This window comes from Arthrobacter sp. NPDC056691, assembly GCF_042791415.1.
In the GTDB taxonomy this organism is placed as follows: Bacteria; Actinomycetota; Actinomycetes; order Actinomycetales; family Micrococcaceae; genus Arthrobacter.
Map to the genome: position 1 here is coordinate 79,386 of NZ_JBHTXX010000016.1, position 17,410 is coordinate 96,795.

Genomic DNA, 17,410 nt, shown 5'->3' on the forward strand with positions numbered 1-17,410 from the left:
ATCAAATCTACCCGGGGTTATTTCAGGCGTTCATTTCGTGCAGAATGTTATGTTCTGAAACTTGTGATCCGTATAGAACCTTTGAAATTCGACCTCGCCGGAAAATAGCGACGCGTTTACACAGGTGCCTGTACTCCTCCAGTTCACTGGAGTTGAAGAGGACGGTGCAACCGTTCGCCGCCAGGTTGCGGATCACCTCATAGATCTCCAATTTCGCACCCAAGTCCACACCTCTAGTGGGATCGTCGAGCAGGACCGTACTTGGATTGACCTGTAGCCACTTTGCCAAGACGATTTTTTGCTGGTTTCCTCCCGAAAGGTTCCGGACGGGTGTGTTCAAGGAGCCGTACTTGACCTGCAATTCCGTCAGGCTTGCGGTCGCCGCGCGGTTCATCTCCGCCCGCCGAAGCCACCGTCCGAATCCTTTGGTCACGCCAGCGCGCACGCTCGTGACGTTTTCAAAGACGCTGTCATCCAACATGAGACCGTCCCGTCTCCGGTCAGCGGGGACCAGCGCAATCCTTCTGCGAACCGCCTCACGGACTGAGGCGGGCTGCCCCAGTCCGTCTGGAAAATACATCTCGCCTGAAGTCGATTTGGCGAGTCCAAAAACGGTGTATAGAAACTCCTGTACGCCTGCGTCTTCCAGGCCGGCAATGCCGAACACCTCTCCTTGGTGAACGTCCAGGGACACGTCCTTGAGCTTGGCTGAGGACAGCCCCCTCACGGAAAGCCGGGGGCTATCCTCCGTCGGGACGAATGTTTCCAGGAAAGGGATATCGCCGGCCGGTTTGCCGATCATGTCGGTGACCAGTTGGCTCATTGTTGTACTTCCAATTGGCACTGTCTTGACGTGCTCGCCGTCACGGAGCACGGTCACGGTGTCTGCAATCGCTGAAATTTCCTCCAGGCGGTGGGACACCAGCAATATTGTCACTCCCCTGCCGCGCAGGTTTCGGATGACGCGGAACAGCCTTTCAGTCTCGTTGGCGCTAAGGGAAGATGTCGGTTCATCGAGGATAAGCACCCTGGTCTGGATGAGCAGTGCCTTGGCTATCTCCAGCAACTGCCGTTCATGGAGCGGTATGTCGGAGACGAGTGCATCGAGCGGTACAGCTAGTCCGAGCTCTTCCAGAACGGGCGTTGCAGCCTGCATCATCTTTTGTCTGTTGACCGTTCCGAAAGTCGTGATCTCGCGACCGAGAAAGAGGTTGGACAGAACATCGAGCTCGGGGAAAAGCGACAGCTCCTGAAAAACAATCGCAACTCCGTTGGCGTTTGCTTCCTTCACAGATTGGTAGTTTGCCTCTTGGCCGTCTAGGTGAACTGCGCCCTCGTCCTGCGCCTCCGCGCCAGCAAGGATTTTCATCAGCGTGGACTTTCCTGCGCCGTTCTCGCCTAGGATCGCGTGGACTTCGCCAGGCTCGAATGACACTGTGATTCCGCGCAGGGCCTTAACCACGCCGTAGCGCTTTTTTAGTCCGTGAACGGCGCACCGCGGTGGGGCGACCGCGTCTTGTATGGTGTTGGCAGCCATCGTGTATTCCTAAGGCGCCGGTGTTGGTTCGTTGATCGACGCTACGTCGTTCTGATAGGTCATCGGTTTGTGGGCAATCTTTTGTGCGTCTGCCACCAGCTTTTCCCCGAGGGTTTGGTATTCGGCCTTTGCTGCCGCTGGGTCCGTGAGAAACTTCATGATGCTGTCGACGTTGTCCTTCGTGACGATGTCAAAGCCGGTATTGATCCACCCCTCGGGCATTTTTTCGCCTCGGAATGCATTGTTGGCGATGAGCTTCATCCCTACGTAGCCCTGAAGCCAGGATCGCTGGGTTACGGCGCCGACAAGGGCGCCGCGACTGATCGCTTTGACGGCGGTGGGATCGTCTCCTCCGGAAGCGGTTCCGGTCAGGTACTTCGCACCAGGCTGGGATTCCTTCAGCTTGATCAGGTTTGGAAGATCCACATCGCAGGCACCGACAAAACCGAGCGCATCAGGATACTTTGCGGCGATTCGCTGCCACGCGGCAAAGTTTGCGGCCGGATCGCCGGCGGTGACTTCCGGGTCGGGAACTTTGATTCCGGGGCGCTTCTCCTCCATGCGCATACGGAATCCGTCCAGCGGGGCTTCCAGAACCCTCAGTCCTGCCACGCAAAGCCCCGGGATGATCACACCTGTGGTTCCCTCTGGGATCTGTTTGATGTATTCCTCGGCAAGCGCCGCACCCATGGCGACTTTGGGTGCGCCGACTTCTGTGATGGCCTTCGATTTCTCCGAATAGACATCTGCCATGGCGACCGACACTCCCTGGTCCGCGGCCCTATTAATAGGTGCAGCCCACAGGTCTCCCGGGTAGGCCATGACGAGAACGCCTTTTGCGCCGGAGGCAACGGCATTCTGGAAATCAGAGATTGCCTTGTTGGGATCAAGTCCCGCAGGTCCATATTGAGTGAAGGGGGAATTGTCCTCTTCGGCAGCCGCTTTCGCGCCAGCCGCGATGTTGTTCGGGTAGGGGTTGTTGTAAAGGCCAACCATGGCTAGTGGTTGTCCCGCTGCTGCCTTCGCTCCCTGCTGGCCGGCGGGGCCGGCGCAGCCGGATAGGGCGGTGACCGCAATAGCGGCAGCGGCGGCTGCAACGGCGAGGCTTGACTTGGACATAGTTCAGTTACTCCTGATGAATCGACGGTGACTAACAGAGTTGATGAATAGTTTTGTGAAGCCGAGGCTAGGATTAACCGCGGGTGCTTCCCTTGCGCCGGAGCAGGGAGTCGAGGGCGACGGCGCCAATAATCACCAGACCCGTAACAAATCCCGCATAGTTTACTGAGACACCGAAGGCCGTCAATGCGCCGTTGATGACGCTGACGATTAGCGCTCCGAACATGGCGCCGAATACGGTCCCCCGGCCTCCGGTGAGTGCTGTTCCGCCGATGACTGCGGCGGCCACGACAAGGAGTTCATAGCCCGTGCCGACGGCCGGATCGGATGCCTGGAAGAAAGCGAATGAGAGGACTCCCGAAATGCCGCACAATGCGCCCAGCAGGGCCGAGACCTGGACCTTGATGCGGCCGATAGGGTAACCGCTCAATCGTGCGGCGTGAGCGTTGGATCCGATCGCCCGAACGGCAAAACCAAAAGCCATTTTCTTATACAAGACAGTTAGCGCGATGGCCAGGAGAACCATGGCTACCGCGAGGCCTGGTATGCCCAGAACAGATCCGCCAAGGACTGCAAAGAACGCTGCATCGGGCTCGCCGCCTGTAACCGACTGCGCACCGCTGACAATGAGAGTGAGTCCCCGGTAGGCCGCGAGCGTGCCCAGGCTAACGACAATCATCGGTACCGAGAGCACGTTGGCCAGGACGGCATTCAATGCGCCAAGCAGCGCTCCGGCCAAAACCGCCAGCGCGCCGGCAAGCCAGAGATCCACCTCCGCGCGGGCCAGAAGGGCCGTCACCATGGCACAGAATGCGAAATTGCCGCCCACCGAGAGGTCTAACTCTCCCATCGACATTAAGAAGACCATTCCCAGGGCAATAATCCCGAAAAAAGCTGCCTGCTGTGTGATGTTCGCGATGGACCCGATGTAAAGGAATTGAGGGTGGAACGCGGATACAAGTACCACGATGAAAGCCAGGACGCCGAGTACCCGGAGCTCCTCAAACGACCTCAGAAAACCTCGGACCTGTCCGGCTCTCGCTGTGGATACCGTCGTTTCCTTTTGGACTTCAGTGTCCGATAGCCGCGGTTTTGTAGTGTTGTCTCGCATCATTGCGGACCTCTCTTTGCGGAGGGTGGCGGAGGGTGGCGGAGGATCTTAGAACTTCGTCTGTGTCCTGCATCACGCCACAAAGTGTGTACACATCTTATGTCAGAAAAACGAGTTGCAACAGCCCCTTGGTTGATTAATTTTGACCTCGTAGAGCGGCTACATGAGACGCGCGGCCTCAGTGGATGCTGTTTTGGCATGAAAATTTCGATGAGTAAACGCCGCAACTCCAGTGATTCCACGAAAATGGAGTACCTCTCAGGCCTGAAATGGTTTCAGACGATCCCGTTTCGGGGTCGCTGTGCTCAATAGCAGGCAGACGCCCCCGCATTCACTTAGACACCCAAAGTCCATGCACTCCTGAGGTAATCTGTGGCCGATGCCCGGGCGCTGTCCAACAAGCTGCAAGGCCCGCAGTCGCACCACAGGGCGCGATTACACCTCAAGTACGGAAACCTACGGGCCGTCATTACAGACGCACAAGCGTCAATTGTGTTCGACACCCGTAATGCAGTCACGAGTCTTTCGACTATTCACACAGGGCTATTGTGAAAGGACGCCAGCCAGGAGATACAGGGTGACAATGGCCGGACTGCAAACCTTCCGAAAACCTTGCGCGTCTGCAATAGGAGGCGGCTGTACTCATGCACTGCCAAAGGTGTCTAGATTGCTGGCCGCGCCACTGGGACAACCCATTGCCGTACATAGCAGACCAACTGATCACTCTGACGAAGCACCGCCGCCCGGGCATGGGGTCTGACAAGCCACGACACACACTTAAAAGTGCCCCGGCAGCCCTCCGCCCAGCATTCGAGGGAGGTGCCCGCCTCGAATCCCCGGTGTTCCCATAGCAAGGAGAACGTCCATTGACTACTCAGAATGCCTTCGACGGACTCCCCCGCCCCACGTTCAGTTCTCCACGTACAACAAGCATGGAACTGCACGCTGACTTGCGGCGTCTCATCATCGACAGTGTCCTTCCTCCTGGGTCTGTACTCAAGCAGGCTGAGCTTGCTCGAGCGTTCGGCGTTAGCCGCACACACCCATGCGCGAAGCATTTCGGATGTTGCAAGAGGAGGGTCTGATTGATGCGGACCTGAATCAACGGGCCCGAGTCAAGGGACTCGATGCCAAGGAACTGGATCAGTTATACGCCGCCGCATTTGCCTGGAGAGTCTGGCCTGCCGCATGAGCACTGGGACTCTCACCGCTGAAGAGTCCAAGCTCGCGCGGGAGTGCCTGCTATCTATGGAGCAGGCGCAAAAGAATCAGGACATGCCGTCTGGACGGAAAGTCATCGCCACTTTCACAGCCTTTGCATGGCGCGGGTCACAGAACTGGTGTGTAGAACCATTGACTCATTTGCGGAACTAAGTGCACGGTACTTGCGGCTCTTTCAGCTGTGGCACCCCCAGTCCATCGATGCGGCACAGCGTGAGCATGAATGAATCTTAACTGCGGTGGAAGGGAAGGATCCGACCGTAGCAGGCAATCTGATGGCAAAGCACTTGTCGCGTACTGCTCTAATAGTCATACGGGACGGGTCACCCGGCACCGAGGCAGGCCATACGGGAATCCCTGGCGCCGGCTGTTAGCACCAGAACCCGGCAAAAGTAAGCGTGAGTACCCGTATCCGCTAGACATAACTGTCTACCGCGCGATCTGCATCTTGATCAGAACTGGACAGCACCCTGGCCACGAAGCTGCCGGCTAAGCAGGTTCCCCCTGCTTAGCCGGCGACGGCTGGAGAGCTTAGTACATACCCACTCCGGTTTCGCTTCCTCGGCGCGTTCTCACCTAACTGTCAAACGGGATGGCAAGACGGTACATAGGCGAGTGACCTTGCATTGAATATCTTGGCCCCACAGTCATCCGAAGGCAGTTAACCAGGCCCACGTCAGTCATGCGCCACGAACGAGACCGCCGTCGACCCAAATGGTTTGGCCGGTCATGAACGCAGCGTCGTCGCTGACCAAGAAGGCGAGGGCTCCGACCAGATCCTCCGGCTCCTCAACGCGCTTAATTGCCTGCAGCTGCGGCACGATTTCGAAGAACTCTGCAGGGCCGGAGGCCGTGCCGGGCGTTCGCACAAGGCTCGGGCCAATAGCGTTAACCGTGACACCGAACTCAGCAAGCTCGGTGGCGGCACCCCGGGTAAGACCCATAACGGCCATCTTGGACGCAAAGTAGTGTGCGAAGCCGGTCATGACCAAATTCACCGAGTTGCTTACCATATTGACGATGCGGCCGTAGCCACGCTCCTTCATGCCCGTGGAGTAAGCCTGGATGCAGGAGAAAACAGATTGCGCATTGATGGTCATGGTCTGTTGATACTGAGCCAGCGACATCTCTGCGAGCGGAACGTTCGGGTAGATGCCAGCGTTGTTGACGAGGATGTCAACGGCCCCCACCGCGGCTTCGACCTCCCACACGCTCGCAAGCACGGCCTCATGATCGGTCAGGTCGAGACGAATACCCACGGCGTCAACGCCAAAAGCCCGGATCTCGTTTAGTACGGGTGCGGCGTCCGCCAGATCGAGGATTGCAATATTGGCCCCCTCACCGGCGAGGTGAAGCGCGTAGGCACGGCCTACGCCGCTGGCGGCGCCTGTCACAACCGCGGTTCGGCCTGTGAACCGTCCCGTCATACCCTTGCTCCTTCTGTCTTGTTCTTACGCATTGCCTCGAGTGTCGAGCTGACTGCCTTGAGGTAGTCATCGGTCATGCTGTCGGCATATCGCTGCTCCTCGGCCGAGCCGGGCTCGACTCCCGAGATGACGAGGGCGAAGCTGAACCGCAAGCGAAGGTCGTCGTCCTCGCCCTCGATCTCGTTGGCGATGGTGCCCAGAACCGGGCCCGCGATACGGGTAAAGACGACCCGCTGCGGCTCCATCAGTGTGATTCGTTCGCTGTGGGGCTCGCCGCGCAGCACTATGTCGCGGTCGAATACCGTATCGCTGTGCCGCTGGGTGACGACGCAGTCCGTCATCGCCGCGACGAACGGCAGGGCGTTGTTCGCCTTCAGGACAAGGCCGTCCCAAACGTCAGCTCGTTTCAGCACGGGTTGCCCGTTCTCATTGACTGGCAGGGACTGACTGACGAAGATCATGGTTGCCTCCTCGGCGTGTTAAAGGGTCAGGACGCGGCGATTGCATCAAGGGGCGCGTAGACAGGAGCAACGTCTACTACGATCCGCCAGTCCGAAATCTTGTCGCCTGTCCAGCGAAGGATGTCGACGCACGGCACCGTGACGACTTGGCCATCCAGGCGCGTGTAGTCCACGAGGAGCCACACGACAGTGACATTGGGCTCCGCCTCCCACAAGTCCTGAATGCGATGGCGAAGGCCGCCGATGGACGACCAGAACGCCTCGACTCCTGCGATCACCGCTTCGTGTCCGACAGCCGACGGATGATTGCCGAATGTGAAAAGGACGTCGTCAGTAAGACCCGCGACGAAGCCGGCGGCGTCCTGCTTGTCTATTGAGTCGAAGGTCTCCTGCAAATTACGGGCCATGCTGTTTCTCCTTTGAAACGATGTGACGTGCTCAGTATTGAACGGCGGTAGCTTTTTCGACCCCCGCGGCTCGCACGAGGTCGATGAAGCCCGCCGATAGCTAAGTGTATGCAGTTGAACGAAAGGGTCAAGTAGTGTCTCGGTGAGTGGAACACGGCCAAGTGTGCACTGATTGAGAGGTTCGACCAGCGCAAGAAGCACAAAGTGTTGTCGAGAACGCACGTCAGAGATTGCCGATAGCCGGCCCGCAGAATTACCCCCTGAGGAGGTGAGATCGGGTTCCGCAGTGTGACGACGTTCCCTAACGGACGGTCCCCCTGCACCAGCAGTCCCTGCTCGCGCGCTGCCCGTCGTCCAGAACGCAGTATCCCTGATTCTGGCTAATCCATAAGCGGCGCGTGGGTTCTGAGCGGATGAACGCGGGGGCGTCTTACACGCCCGAATGCGTCATCTGATCATCGTGCAGTTTGGATGCTGTCATTCGATAACGGAGCGGGCCCTCGAGCTCCTGAGGTTCAACCCACACTTCATATCCTTCAGATTTCTCAAGAAGGGTTCGAGTGTAGGTCCCGCTGGCCGCCAGCCACAGAGAAGATGAGTCGGGCATGGCGTCCTCTACGAATCCTGCCCTCACAAACCTTTGATCCTTGCGTATCTCGACGAATGCTCCGATGAGAAGGTTCCATTCGTCATAGCGGTGTGATTTCATATCGCCTTCCTTAGGCGCGTGCAACGCCTGGGCAAAGTTGACCGTTGTTCGTTCGATGAATCCGCCGAAGTATCGACGGCGCAAAGTTTGGCCGAAAGATCGCGAGATTCTCTGAGAAGAGGACCCTGGAGGTTCACGCATCCCTCGGTCTTCAATCGGTGCTGCGGGGGCCGGAATGGAGGCGGTCCCGTGCTGCGTATACAGCTTTGCCGAGACGCTCCTGAAGCAGCACAAGACACGGCACCACAAAATAGACAGCTAGGGGAACTACCACGATTGTAAGAACGAAGGCCTGTAGCAGCGGGGGCCACTGCGGAGCAAGAACTCGCAGCACTCCAATGCCAATAGCGACTAGCGGAAATATAGCAACCCAAGTGATGACCGCCCTGGCATGCACCGACGCGGTTGAAGGACGGGGCGAAGACACGTCCGATTCGTTTTGCGGCCCGGGTTTAGCTTCATGTTGCACTCTGCTGCCTTCCGCCTTCTGATCTTTGCACAAGATGCCCTATAGCCTCACCTGGTCAACGTTTCTTCAACATCCGAAAGTACCGGCACAAGCACAAAGTGTCTACACCTTTGGTATAGTTTCTTGATACATCGAGTCTGCCGGAGCGGGGCAGAAAGCTTCTCAAGTTCAGTCGCCGTGGGTCGTTCTCGACGGAGAACCTTATGTACCCGTTATCGTCACAAAAGTACATGTAGTTTGGGTGGACTTCAGTATCCCAACAGCTAGGAGCACCTAGAGTGACGCAACAGAATGTGCTGGAAGGCCTCCCGCGCCCGATTTTTACTTCTCCACGGACAACAAGCATGGAGCTGCATGCCCACCTCCGCCGCCTTATTATCGATAGCGCCCTCCCCCCGGGGGCTGTTCTCAAGCAGGCCGAACTGGCCAGGACATTCGCTGTAAGCCGAACACCAATGCGGGAGGCCTTCCGAATGCTTCAAGAGGAGGGCCTCATTGAGGCCGACCTCAACCAACGAGCCCGGGTCAAGGGGCTCGATGCTACGGAACTCGACCAGCTCTATGCCGCCCGCATATCCTTGGAAAGCCTTGGTTGCCGCTTGAGCACGGGATTTCTCACTGCCGACGAGTCCCGGCTCGCGCGAGAATGCCTCCGTTCCATGGAACAAGCCCACATGGCCCAAGATATGACTGCTTGGATGGATAGCCATCGCCGCTTCCACGGTCTGTGCATGGCGCGGGTAACGGAACCACTTCGAAGGACCATAGATTCTTTCGCAGAACGAAGCGAACGGTATCTGCGGCTTTTCCAGCTTTGGCATCACCAATCCTTCGAAGTTCGGCAGCAGGAGCACGAACAAATCCTGGCCGCCGTCGAAGGGAATGATCCGTCCGTTGCGGGAAGCCTCATGGCAAAGCACTTATCACGTACAGCTCTTACAGTCATGCAGGACGTATCCACCGAAGCCGAGGCGATGGCCATCCAGGTGTCCTTGGCAATGGCGGTTGGCAGCAGAGCCAGGCAAAAATAAGGACGATCGTAACCCCTCTTCATCTATACCCTCGTCCCGCCCTGAACGGATACGAGTTCCCTGGGTCAGAGCTTCAATCCGGGTCGTCTCGCGACCAGGCGCGACACTGTCTGCGCTGCAGTTTGAACGGCGAGCCCAACCCGTTTCACGTTGACATCCTTCACCCAGCCTGCTGCCGACAAGGCTGCTATCGGCTCACCCGTGGCAGTGCGGATGATGGTTGCCGCGCAGGCAACTCCAGGGGCACTCTCCTCGTGCTCGTAGGCGATTCCATTCGCCCTAACGCGCACGAGCTCCCGTCGAAGCCGCGCAGGATCCGTTACGGTGTGGGGGCCAACGGCTACCAGCGTCTGGCTCAGTACGTCGTCCACCACGGAGTCATCCGACCATGCGAGCAGCGCTTTGCCCACGGCCGTTGCATAGGCCGGCATTCGGCCTCCCACCCGGCTGGGTAAAGGCGGGATTCCCCTAGCGGGCAGGATTTCGATGTAGACCACTTCGCGTCGTTCCAGCACAGCAAGGTGAACCGTGAGGTGCACGGCAGCGCGAAGGTCTGCCATGGACGCGAGGGCTATCTTGCGAAGATCTCGTGGCCTGCTGGCCGATTCACCCAACTCGAACAGCCGGAGTCCTAGCTGCAGGTCTGAACCGCTGCGCTCGAGGAACTTATACGTCGTCAGCTCCTGCACAATCCGCGACACAGTGGACTTCGCCAGGCCGGTTCTTCGGGCGATTTCTGAGATGCCGAGGGCATCGTCGCCCGATCCGAAGGCATCGAAGATCGCTGCCACTCGGCTAATCATGGACTCTGCATCGTTCCGTTCAGCGGGACACATGCTTGGAGTATGCGGGGGCAACCGTCCAGAATGCAAGTACGTCAAACATTCCCGGCTCATGGAATTCCTTTGGGAAACGTCATCCGTAGTTTCGAACAACGACGTCGAACAGATCTTGGATATCCAGCGCACCACCACCTGACACCTATGAAAGGGGCGCCCCTTGCCTCAGCGAGAAGAACCTCGTTCCCTGCATGCCGCCATTATCGGATCCGGCAACATCGGGACAGACTTGATGATCAAAATCCTCCGCGGCGACGGCACCCTGAAGATCACCGCCATGGTGGGTATCGACCCCGCCTCGGACGGACTCGCCCGGGCGAAGCGTCTGGGCGTCGAAGCGATCGCTACCGGAGTGCAAGGCCTAATTGAGTCGGCCGAGTTCGAGACCATCGATTTTGTTTTCGATGCCACCTCGGCAAAGGCGCACGTGCACAATGCCGAAGTATTGCTGGCAGCCAAGCCGGGCCTCCGCCTTATCGATCTCACCCCCGCCGCCGTCGGCCCATACTGCGTGCCGGTCGTGAATCTTGAAGAGAACCTCGATGCCTCCAACGTAAACATGGTCACCTGCGGCGGCCAAGCCACGATCCCGATCGTCGCTGCGGTCTCCAGTGTGGCACCCGTGGCCTACGCCGAGATCGTCGCGTCGATCAGCAGCAAGTCGGCCGGACCGGGAACGCGGGCCAATATCGACGAGTTCACGGATACAACGGCCGCCGCCCTCCAGAGTGTCGGCGGGGCCGCAGCCAGCAAGGCCCTGATAATCCTGAATCCGGCCGAGCCGCCGCTGATGATGCGTGACACTGTCTTCACACTGACCCGTGCCGGCGACCGTGAGGCGATCGAGGCAGCTATTGATGCAATGGTGGAGAAAGTCAACGCGTATGTACCGGGCTACCGGCTGAAGCAGCGCGTGCAGTTCGATGACATCACAACTCCGGTCGTGGTGCCGGGCGTTGGCGAATTCACGGGCCTGAAGACCAGCGTATTCCTCGAAGTCGAGGGCGCTGCCCACTATCTGCCCGCATACGCTGGCAACCTTGACATCATGACCTCGGCCGCCCTGCGGACGGCAGAAACAATGGCCCGCCATGCGCGCGCACTGGAGGTGGCATAAACCATGTTCGATCCCACGAAGGATAAGCTCTTCATCTCCGATGTCACCCTTCGCGACGGCAGCCATGCCGTTGGCCACCAGTACAGCGTGCAGAACGTACGGGACATCGTCCAGGCGCTCGATGCTGCCCGCGTCGACAGCGTGGAGGTCGCGCACGGCGACGGCCTCAACGGTTCCAGCGTCAACTTTGGCTTCTCCGCGCACTCGGATGTGCACCTCATCGAGGCCGCGGCCGAAGTGGCCGGGAACATCGCCATTGCAACGCTGCTGCTGCCCGGCGTCGGAACTATCCGCGACCTCAAGCGCGCTGTGTCCGCCGGCGTCAGTTACGTTCGGGTGGCGACCCACTGCACCGAGGCAGACGTCTCGGCGCAGCATATCGAGACGGCCAGAGAGCTCGGCCTGAACACGGCCGGCTTCCTCATGATGAGCGCCATGACCACCCCGGCCGAACTCGGGAAACAGGCCAAACTGATGGAAAGCTACGGCGCCCAGTGCGTCTACGTCGTCGACTCCAGCGGCGCGCAGACCATGGACGACGTCACCGACCGCGTCAACGCACTGCGCGACGTGCTCGACGCCGGCACCGAGGTTGGCATCCACGCCCACCACAACCTTTCCCTTGGCGTCGCGAATTCGGTGGCCGCGGTGAAGGCCGGCGCGAACCGCGTCGACGCGAGCCTGACCGGGATGGGCGCCGGGGCGGGCAACGCCCCGCTCGAAGTGTTCATCGCCGTTGCGGACAAGCTGGGCTGGAACCACGGCACAGACCTGTTCGCACTGATGAACGCAGCGGATGACATCGTGCGGCCGCTGCAAGTGCGCCCGGTCCAGGTGGACCGGGAAACGCTCAGCCTCGGCTACGCCGGCGTCTACTCCAGCTTCCTCCTGCATGCCGAGCGTGCCTCGGAAAAATACGGGATTCCCACGATGGATATTCTGATGGAACTGGGACGGCGCAAGATGGTCGGCGGCCAGGAGGACATGATCGTCGACGTCGCCCTCGACCTACTCAACACCAAGGCGGCATAGACATGACCGAAACCCCAACCACTACCCCCGCAGTTTCGATTGAAGCGCTGGGCGACGCCCTGCTGGCCGCGTACACCTCCCGGCAGCCGATTGCTCCGCTGAGCGGGACCCACCCAGATCTCACCCTCGAGCAGGCTTACGCCGTCCAAGAACACCAGGTAGGGGCGTGGAAGAAAGCCGGGCGGACAGTGGTGGGCTACAAAGTGGGACTGACCTCGCTCGCCATGCAAAAGCAACTCGGCGTCGACCAGCCCGACTTCGGCCGCCTGCTCGACGACATGGTCCTGGACCCGTCCCGACGGGTCAGCCTCGAGCAGTTCATCAGCCCTAAGATCGAGCCGGAGATATCCTTCGTGCTCAAGAGCGACCTGCGCGGGCCCGGACTCACGCTCGACGACGTCCGCGACGCCGTGGACTACGCCGTGACCTCGCTGGAGATCATCGACTCGCGGATCGCCGACTGGCGCATCAAGCTCCCCGACACGATCGCCGATAACGCCTCTTCCGGCGCCTTGGTACTCGGCAGCGAACACATCAGGATCGAATCCCAGGATCTCGCTGCCACCGCAGTGACCCTCTCCGTCAACGGCAACGTGGTGGGCGAGGGCACCGGCGCGGCCGTGCTCGGCCATCCGCTCAACGGGCTGCTCTGGGTTGCCAACACCCTGGGCGCGCTGGGCCAGACACTTGAGGCAGGTACGGTGGTCATGTCCGGTTCGATGACAGCCGCTGTCCCGATCAGCCCGGGCGACACTGTCACCGCGACGTTCAGCGGACTGAAGACCCTCGAGGTGCGATTCAGCTGACCTAGCAGCGCAACGCCGAAGGAGAGGACCTAGCCAGGTCCTCTCCTTCGGCGTTCGCGGGGTCAGCCGACGTTATCGGAGAACAGCCCAGTTCGAGGGAAATAATCCGGGTCGCCTCCAACAGTTCGGCGGACCTTGTCCATCTCGTGCTGGTCCATGAAGTCGGCGGGGAACTCGACGGACATTGCCAACGGCAGGGAATTACCGGAGGAGGGTGCTGGGGGCGAGGAAGACGCTTTGGAATAACGCCTCCAGTGGTGCTGGACTATCCGACGGATAGCACGTTCCGGCGGACTCGCCCTAAGCATCCTCTGGGTAGGCAAATCGGCTACGCCAGGCACCGTCCTTTTCCGTGCTCCGCAGGTCGTGGATCTGCTACGCAAGCACTACCAGGCGCTTGCTTTCCGGCCGCCATGAAAACGCCGTAGGATCTGCGGCAAGCACTCAGGTCTTGATCTTGCTAAGCCGACCACCAGCTCCAGCGCCCACTGCAACGACTCCACCCACCAACATGACCAGACCGGCGACCGCTTGGTCACAGGAGGATGTCGACTACCAGACCGATCGGAAGGAGGCACATGTAAGCGACGCTCGTGTGGAACAGCAGCATCGGACGGGGATCACTTGGGCTGCGACGTGCACGTTGGAAGAACTGATGGGCTTGGAGGAGAAACCAGAGTCCCGCGAGGCCGGCCACGGTAAGGTAGCAGACACCGATCCGGTCATTGGCAAGCGGCAACAGGAGCGAGACTGCCACGGTTGCGTAGGTCCAGAGCACGCTGCAGAGAGCGACACTCCGGATGGGCTCGACTACAGGGAGCATGGGGACCCCCGCCTGGGCGTAGTCCTCCCGGTACTTCGTCGCGAGGGACCAGAAATGCGGCAACTGCCAGCAGAACACGACGGAAAATAACACGACCGCCGCCATCGACACGTTACCGGCGACCGCGGCATAGCCGATGAGCACAGGAGCTGCGCCTGGGAAGCCTCCAAGGAGCGTGCTGTGCCGGGTGCGCCGTTTAAGGACCCGGGTGTAGAGGAACCCGTACCACGCAATCGAAGCTGCCGCCATCACCGCCGCGAGCAGCGTCGTGCCAATCGCCAGCAGGGCGACGCTGAGCACGGTCAGGATGCCGGCGAATATCCGTGCGGCGTGGACGGACACAGCACGCCTGACAAGTGGGCGGGACTGCGTGCGCGCCATTACCGCGTCGATGTCTCGGTCGTATATGCAGTTCAGGACGCTCGCCGCGGCTGCCGCGCATGCCCCGCCGACCAGTGTGAACACGATAACGGGCCAGGACGGCCAGCCGCCCGCGGCAAGGACCATGCCCGGCACCGTCGTCACCAGGAGAAGCTCAATGATCCGTGGTTTGGTGAGCGCCATGTATGCGCCTACACGCTCCACGAGGCGGGTCCGTGCGGATGCCGCAGATGCCCGTGTCACTGGGCCAAGGTCGGCAGCCGTCGGGACCACTCCTCGGTGTTGAGCTGCGCCGCGACGAACGCTGCTAGGTCATGACGGCTCAGCTTCCATCCTCCGCGAGGGTTCGACCCGTCAGAGATGCGGATCTCGCCCCCGCCTGGTCCGTCTTTGAGGTATGAGGCGCGCACTATCGTCCAGTCCAGCTCGCTGGCCCGGAACATGTCCTCCATGACCTTCATGTCCGTGTAGAGATCGTTCATGAATAGTGGGGTGAGGATGCGCCGGAACCACCACAATGGCAGGCCCTTGTCGTCGCGGGCTACGCCGCCTGAGGAGACCACGATCACGCGTGTTCCGGGTGCCACCGCTCCGATCACAGCCCGGGCGGCATCGGAGTACACGGAGCCTGATCCGCGGGCGGAACTGCTCACGGCGACTATCACAGCGTCAGTGTTCTTCACTGCGGCGAGGACAGATGCGGGATCGTGGACGTCGGCGTGGACCAGTCCGATGCCCTGTGGAACGGTTCCTTCATCCGTGACGCGGCGTGGATCTCGTGCCGTTATGGTGACATCGTGGCCGAGACGCTTCGCCTCGTCGGCGATGAGACGGCCTGTGCGACCCGAGCCGCCGATGATGAGTACGCGGCTCATGCTCGAGCCCCCTTTAGTGTTGCGCGGCGGCTGCCGCTCCTGTCAATGCGCGCTGGGTTGCGGCCCACTGGGGGTACGCAAAAATGCTTCAAGTCGTTCCCCTTCTGAGGACTAAGTGACCCTGCGGATACGCGCCGTATGGGCGGGCACACGCCGCCCCGGGCGGGGCGGGCGTTCGAAGTCGGACGGTCCACGAGCTTCTGAAGGCTGGGTGCGGCTGGGCAACAGGATGTGGTCGATGAAGTCCTGCTCGACCGGCCGTCTTACCTACAGCGCTGGCGTCGCCATACAGGCAACCGGATCGCGTCAGCCGATCAGGCCGTGCCCGCCGCCATCGCTGCAGTGTAGTCTCGCACGCTGGTCGGCTGAACCCATGGGTAGCGATCGTTCATGAGCGGCCCGAGTTTGCCCTTACCGGTGAGCATGGCACGCCAGTACATCAAAGGCACGGCGGAGAATCCGCCTCGACCGTCGCCTCGGCGCCGGACGATCTCGGCATCCATGTCAGCTAGGGTGCCGAGTTTCTTAACCGTGATGGCGCGCCCGAGTCCGGCTTCGGCTGCGGCGACCAGTTCATCGAAGGTGAGCACATTGCCGGCAACATAGAGCCTTTCCGGTACGTTACGTTCGTCCACGGCCGCCGCGGCAGCGTAGGCAGCCGTATCGGCGAAGGTGGTGAATTCCATCTTTACTTCGCCGTCACCCCATAGGTAAGCCTCGTCCTTGTCGAGATCGAATGCTTCGAGAAAACCGAAGAGCACCCCCCGGTCCAGGAATGCGCCGTTGAGCAGATGGACGAGCTCGACATCGCCCTGTTCGGCTTCGGCTCGCCGTGCGAATTCGCGGCGGAAGTCCGAATGGATGTTGTCGCCGTCGTCGAGTCCGAAAAGGTTCATGCTGTAGTCGGAAGCGATGAAGCGCCTTACGCCTGCTTCCCGGGCGGCTCGCAGCCACCCCAGCTGGGCTTCGACGATCGTGCCAGGCCCACCCTGAACGGGGGAGACCACCATGTGCACGCCGTCGAAGATGCCCGGTCCATCATCAACAACCTCAGATTTGGCCGCGATTTCGGCGTCGATCTTGGAGCGGCTGCTGGAACGAACCAGCAGTCGGAGATTGGCGCCTTGGGCAAGGAGCTCCCGCGCGATCATGCCTCCAAGCGATCCAGTCGCACCGATAAGCAGGACTGTCTTGGCTGATGATTGAGGGCTAGCTTGAGTGGTCACGGTGGTTCTCCCTTTGGTTCACTTTTGGTTGCCGGGCAGGGCCGAGGCGCTAAATGGCGAGGTAGCCGCCGTCGATGTTGAACAACGCCCCCGTGGCGAACGAGGCAGCATCCGAACCGAGCCAGGCAACAGCCTCGGCAATGTCCCGCGGCGCACCCAGCCGGCCGATCGGGTGCTTGGCCAGCAGTGCGTCCTTGAAGCCGGGGTGGGTCTCTTCAAGTGCATCGATCATAGGGGTCTGGATCACGCCGGGCAGAATGGCATTCACCCGGACGCCGCGGTCGGAGTATTCGACGGCGGCGGCCCTTGTCAGTCCGATCACGCCATGCTTCGAGGTGACATAGGCGGATTGGTGCGCGATCGCTGCCTGGCCGAGCGAAGAGGCCGTGTTGATAATGGATCCGCCACCCTGGGCAAGCATCTGGGGGATCTCAACCTTCATGCTGATGAAGACGCCGGTGAGGTTGACGGTGATGATTTTGTTAAATTGCTCGACAGTAACGTCTGCGAGGTCCGGACCGCTGAATTCGATGCCGGCATTGTTGTGCGCAATATCTAGGCTGCCGAAACGGTCGACGGTGGTGCGGACGAGTGCGGTCATCGAGTCGAGGTCTGCGACGTTGGCACGGACAAAGATCGCATCGTCACCGGCCCCCATCACCTCAAGTGTCTCCCGTCCTGCCTCCTCCGAGAGGTCGGCGACGACGACCCGTGCGCCCTTTTCGGCGAGCACACGGGCGGTCTCTCGGCCGATTCCGCCGCCGCCCCCGGTGACGATGGCAACTTTGCCAGCAAGAGATTCAGTCATGGTCATTCCTA

The 17,410-nt window shown here is 60.3% G+C and carries 17 protein-coding genes; 5 read left to right on the forward strand and 12 right to left on the reverse strand.

The annotated features are described in order from the left end of the window. Positions 1 to 22: 22 nt before the first annotated feature. The 3 genes from ACFRAU_RS14250 to ACFRAU_RS14260 form a co-directional block, all read right to left on the reverse strand. Positions 23 to 1,537, reverse strand: coding sequence for a sugar ABC transporter ATP-binding protein (locus ACFRAU_RS14250; RefSeq protein WP_378000385.1), 1,515 nt, complete (start codon positions 1,535 to 1,537; stop codon positions 23 to 25). Between the two features lie 9 nt (positions 1,538 to 1,546). Then, complete coding sequence (locus tag ACFRAU_RS14255) at positions 1,547 to 2,656, reverse strand: sugar ABC transporter substrate-binding protein (protein WP_378000386.1); 1,110 nt, start codon at positions 2,654 to 2,656, stop codon at positions 1,547 to 1,549. Positions 2,657 to 2,729: 73 nt separating this feature from the next. Continuing rightward, the gene (locus tag ACFRAU_RS14260) at positions 2,730 to 3,623 is read right to left on the reverse strand and encodes an ABC transporter permease (protein ID WP_378000387.1); all 894 of its coding nucleotides are present in this window, start codon (positions 3,621 to 3,623) and stop codon (positions 2,730 to 2,732) included. A gap of 1,076 nt (positions 3,624 to 4,699) precedes the next feature. Between ACFRAU_RS14260 and ACFRAU_RS14265 the strand changes: the two genes are divergently transcribed. After that, the gene (locus tag ACFRAU_RS14265; protein ID WP_378000414.1) at positions 4,700 to 4,852 is read left to right on the forward strand and encodes a GntR family transcriptional regulator; all 153 of its coding nucleotides are present in this window, start codon (positions 4,700 to 4,702) and stop codon (positions 4,850 to 4,852) included. Positions 4,853 to 5,668: 816 nt separating this feature from the next. On the opposite strand, the gene ACFRAU_RS14270 is transcribed toward ACFRAU_RS14265, so the two are convergent. The 4 genes from ACFRAU_RS14270 to ACFRAU_RS14285 all read right to left on the reverse strand — a co-directional run bounded on the left by ACFRAU_RS14270 (position 5,669) and on the right by ACFRAU_RS14285 (position 7,992). Next, entirely contained in the window at positions 5,669 to 6,415 is a 747-nt protein-coding gene (locus ACFRAU_RS14270) for an SDR family NAD(P)-dependent oxidoreductase (protein WP_378000388.1), read from the reverse strand. After that, the gene (locus ACFRAU_RS14275; protein WP_378000389.1) at positions 6,412 to 6,876 is read right to left on the reverse strand and encodes an SRPBCC family protein; all 465 of its coding nucleotides are present in this window, start codon (positions 6,874 to 6,876) and stop codon (positions 6,412 to 6,414) included. The genes ACFRAU_RS14270 and ACFRAU_RS14275 overlap by 4 nt, the downstream gene beginning before the upstream one ends. Before the next feature lie 26 nt (positions 6,877 to 6,902). Beyond that, positions 6,903 to 7,283: a nuclear transport factor 2 family protein gene (locus ACFRAU_RS14280; RefSeq protein WP_378000390.1), complete on the reverse strand. Its 381-nt coding sequence runs from the start codon at positions 7,281 to 7,283 to the stop codon at positions 6,903 to 6,905. Positions 7,284 to 7,713: 430 nt separating this feature from the next. Continuing rightward, on the reverse strand, positions 7,714 to 7,992 hold the full coding sequence (locus ACFRAU_RS14285; protein WP_378000391.1) for a hypothetical protein: 279 nt from the start codon (positions 7,990 to 7,992) through the stop codon (positions 7,714 to 7,716). Between the two features lie 747 nt (positions 7,993 to 8,739). On the opposite strand from ACFRAU_RS14285, the gene ACFRAU_RS14290 reads away from it, so the two are divergent. Further along, a complete protein-coding gene (locus ACFRAU_RS14290) occupies positions 8,740 to 9,492 on the forward strand; it encodes a GntR family transcriptional regulator (protein ID WP_378000392.1) in 753 nt (250 codons plus the stop codon). A gap of 65 nt (positions 9,493 to 9,557) precedes the next feature. On the opposite strand, the gene ACFRAU_RS14295 is transcribed toward ACFRAU_RS14290, so the two are convergent. After that, positions 9,558 to 10,295, reverse strand: coding sequence for an IclR family transcriptional regulator (locus tag ACFRAU_RS14295; RefSeq protein WP_378000393.1), 738 nt, complete (start codon positions 10,293 to 10,295; stop codon positions 9,558 to 9,560). 196 nt (positions 10,296 to 10,491) lie between these two features. Here ACFRAU_RS14295 and ACFRAU_RS14300 point away from each other — a divergent pair, with 196 nt between their 5' ends. From ACFRAU_RS14300 to ACFRAU_RS14310, 3 genes are read left to right on the forward strand one after another with little or no spacing between them, the layout of a single operon-like run. After that, positions 10,492 to 11,448 (forward strand): acetaldehyde dehydrogenase (acetylating), encoded by a 957-nt coding sequence (locus tag ACFRAU_RS14300; protein ID WP_378000394.1) that lies wholly within the window; start codon positions 10,492 to 10,494, stop codon positions 11,446 to 11,448. A 3-nt stretch (positions 11,449 to 11,451) separates the two neighbouring features. Continuing rightward, positions 11,452 to 12,480 (forward strand): 4-hydroxy-2-oxovalerate aldolase, encoded by a 1,029-nt coding sequence (gene dmpG / locus ACFRAU_RS14305; protein WP_378000395.1) that lies wholly within the window; start codon positions 11,452 to 11,454, stop codon positions 12,478 to 12,480. Between the two features lie 2 nt (positions 12,481 to 12,482). Next, positions 12,483 to 13,286, forward strand: a complete 804-nt coding sequence (locus tag ACFRAU_RS14310) for a 2-keto-4-pentenoate hydratase (RefSeq protein ID WP_378000396.1) — start codon at positions 12,483 to 12,485, stop codon at positions 13,284 to 13,286. A 535-nt stretch (positions 13,287 to 13,821) separates the two neighbouring features. On the opposite strand, the gene ACFRAU_RS14315 is transcribed toward ACFRAU_RS14310, so the two are convergent. The 4 genes from ACFRAU_RS14315 to ACFRAU_RS14330 all read right to left on the reverse strand — a co-directional run bounded on the left by ACFRAU_RS14315 (position 13,822) and on the right by ACFRAU_RS14330 (position 17,399). After that, positions 13,822 to 14,763, reverse strand: coding sequence for a heme o synthase (locus ACFRAU_RS14315; protein ID WP_378000397.1), 942 nt, complete (start codon positions 14,761 to 14,763; stop codon positions 13,822 to 13,824). Continuing rightward, complete coding sequence (locus tag ACFRAU_RS14320) at positions 14,730 to 15,365, reverse strand: NAD(P)-dependent oxidoreductase (protein ID WP_378000398.1); 636 nt, start codon at positions 15,363 to 15,365, stop codon at positions 14,730 to 14,732. Before ACFRAU_RS14320 ends, ACFRAU_RS14315 begins: the two co-directional genes overlap by 34 nt. 314 nt (positions 15,366 to 15,679) lie before the next feature. Beyond that, positions 15,680 to 16,591, reverse strand: coding sequence for an NmrA family NAD(P)-binding protein (locus ACFRAU_RS14325; RefSeq protein WP_378000399.1), 912 nt, complete (start codon positions 16,589 to 16,591; stop codon positions 15,680 to 15,682). A 49-nt stretch (positions 16,592 to 16,640) separates the two neighbouring features. Then, positions 16,641 to 17,399 (reverse strand): SDR family NAD(P)-dependent oxidoreductase, encoded by a 759-nt coding sequence (locus ACFRAU_RS14330; RefSeq protein WP_378000400.1) that lies wholly within the window; start codon positions 17,397 to 17,399, stop codon positions 16,641 to 16,643. Positions 17,400 to 17,410: the final 11 nt, after the last annotated feature.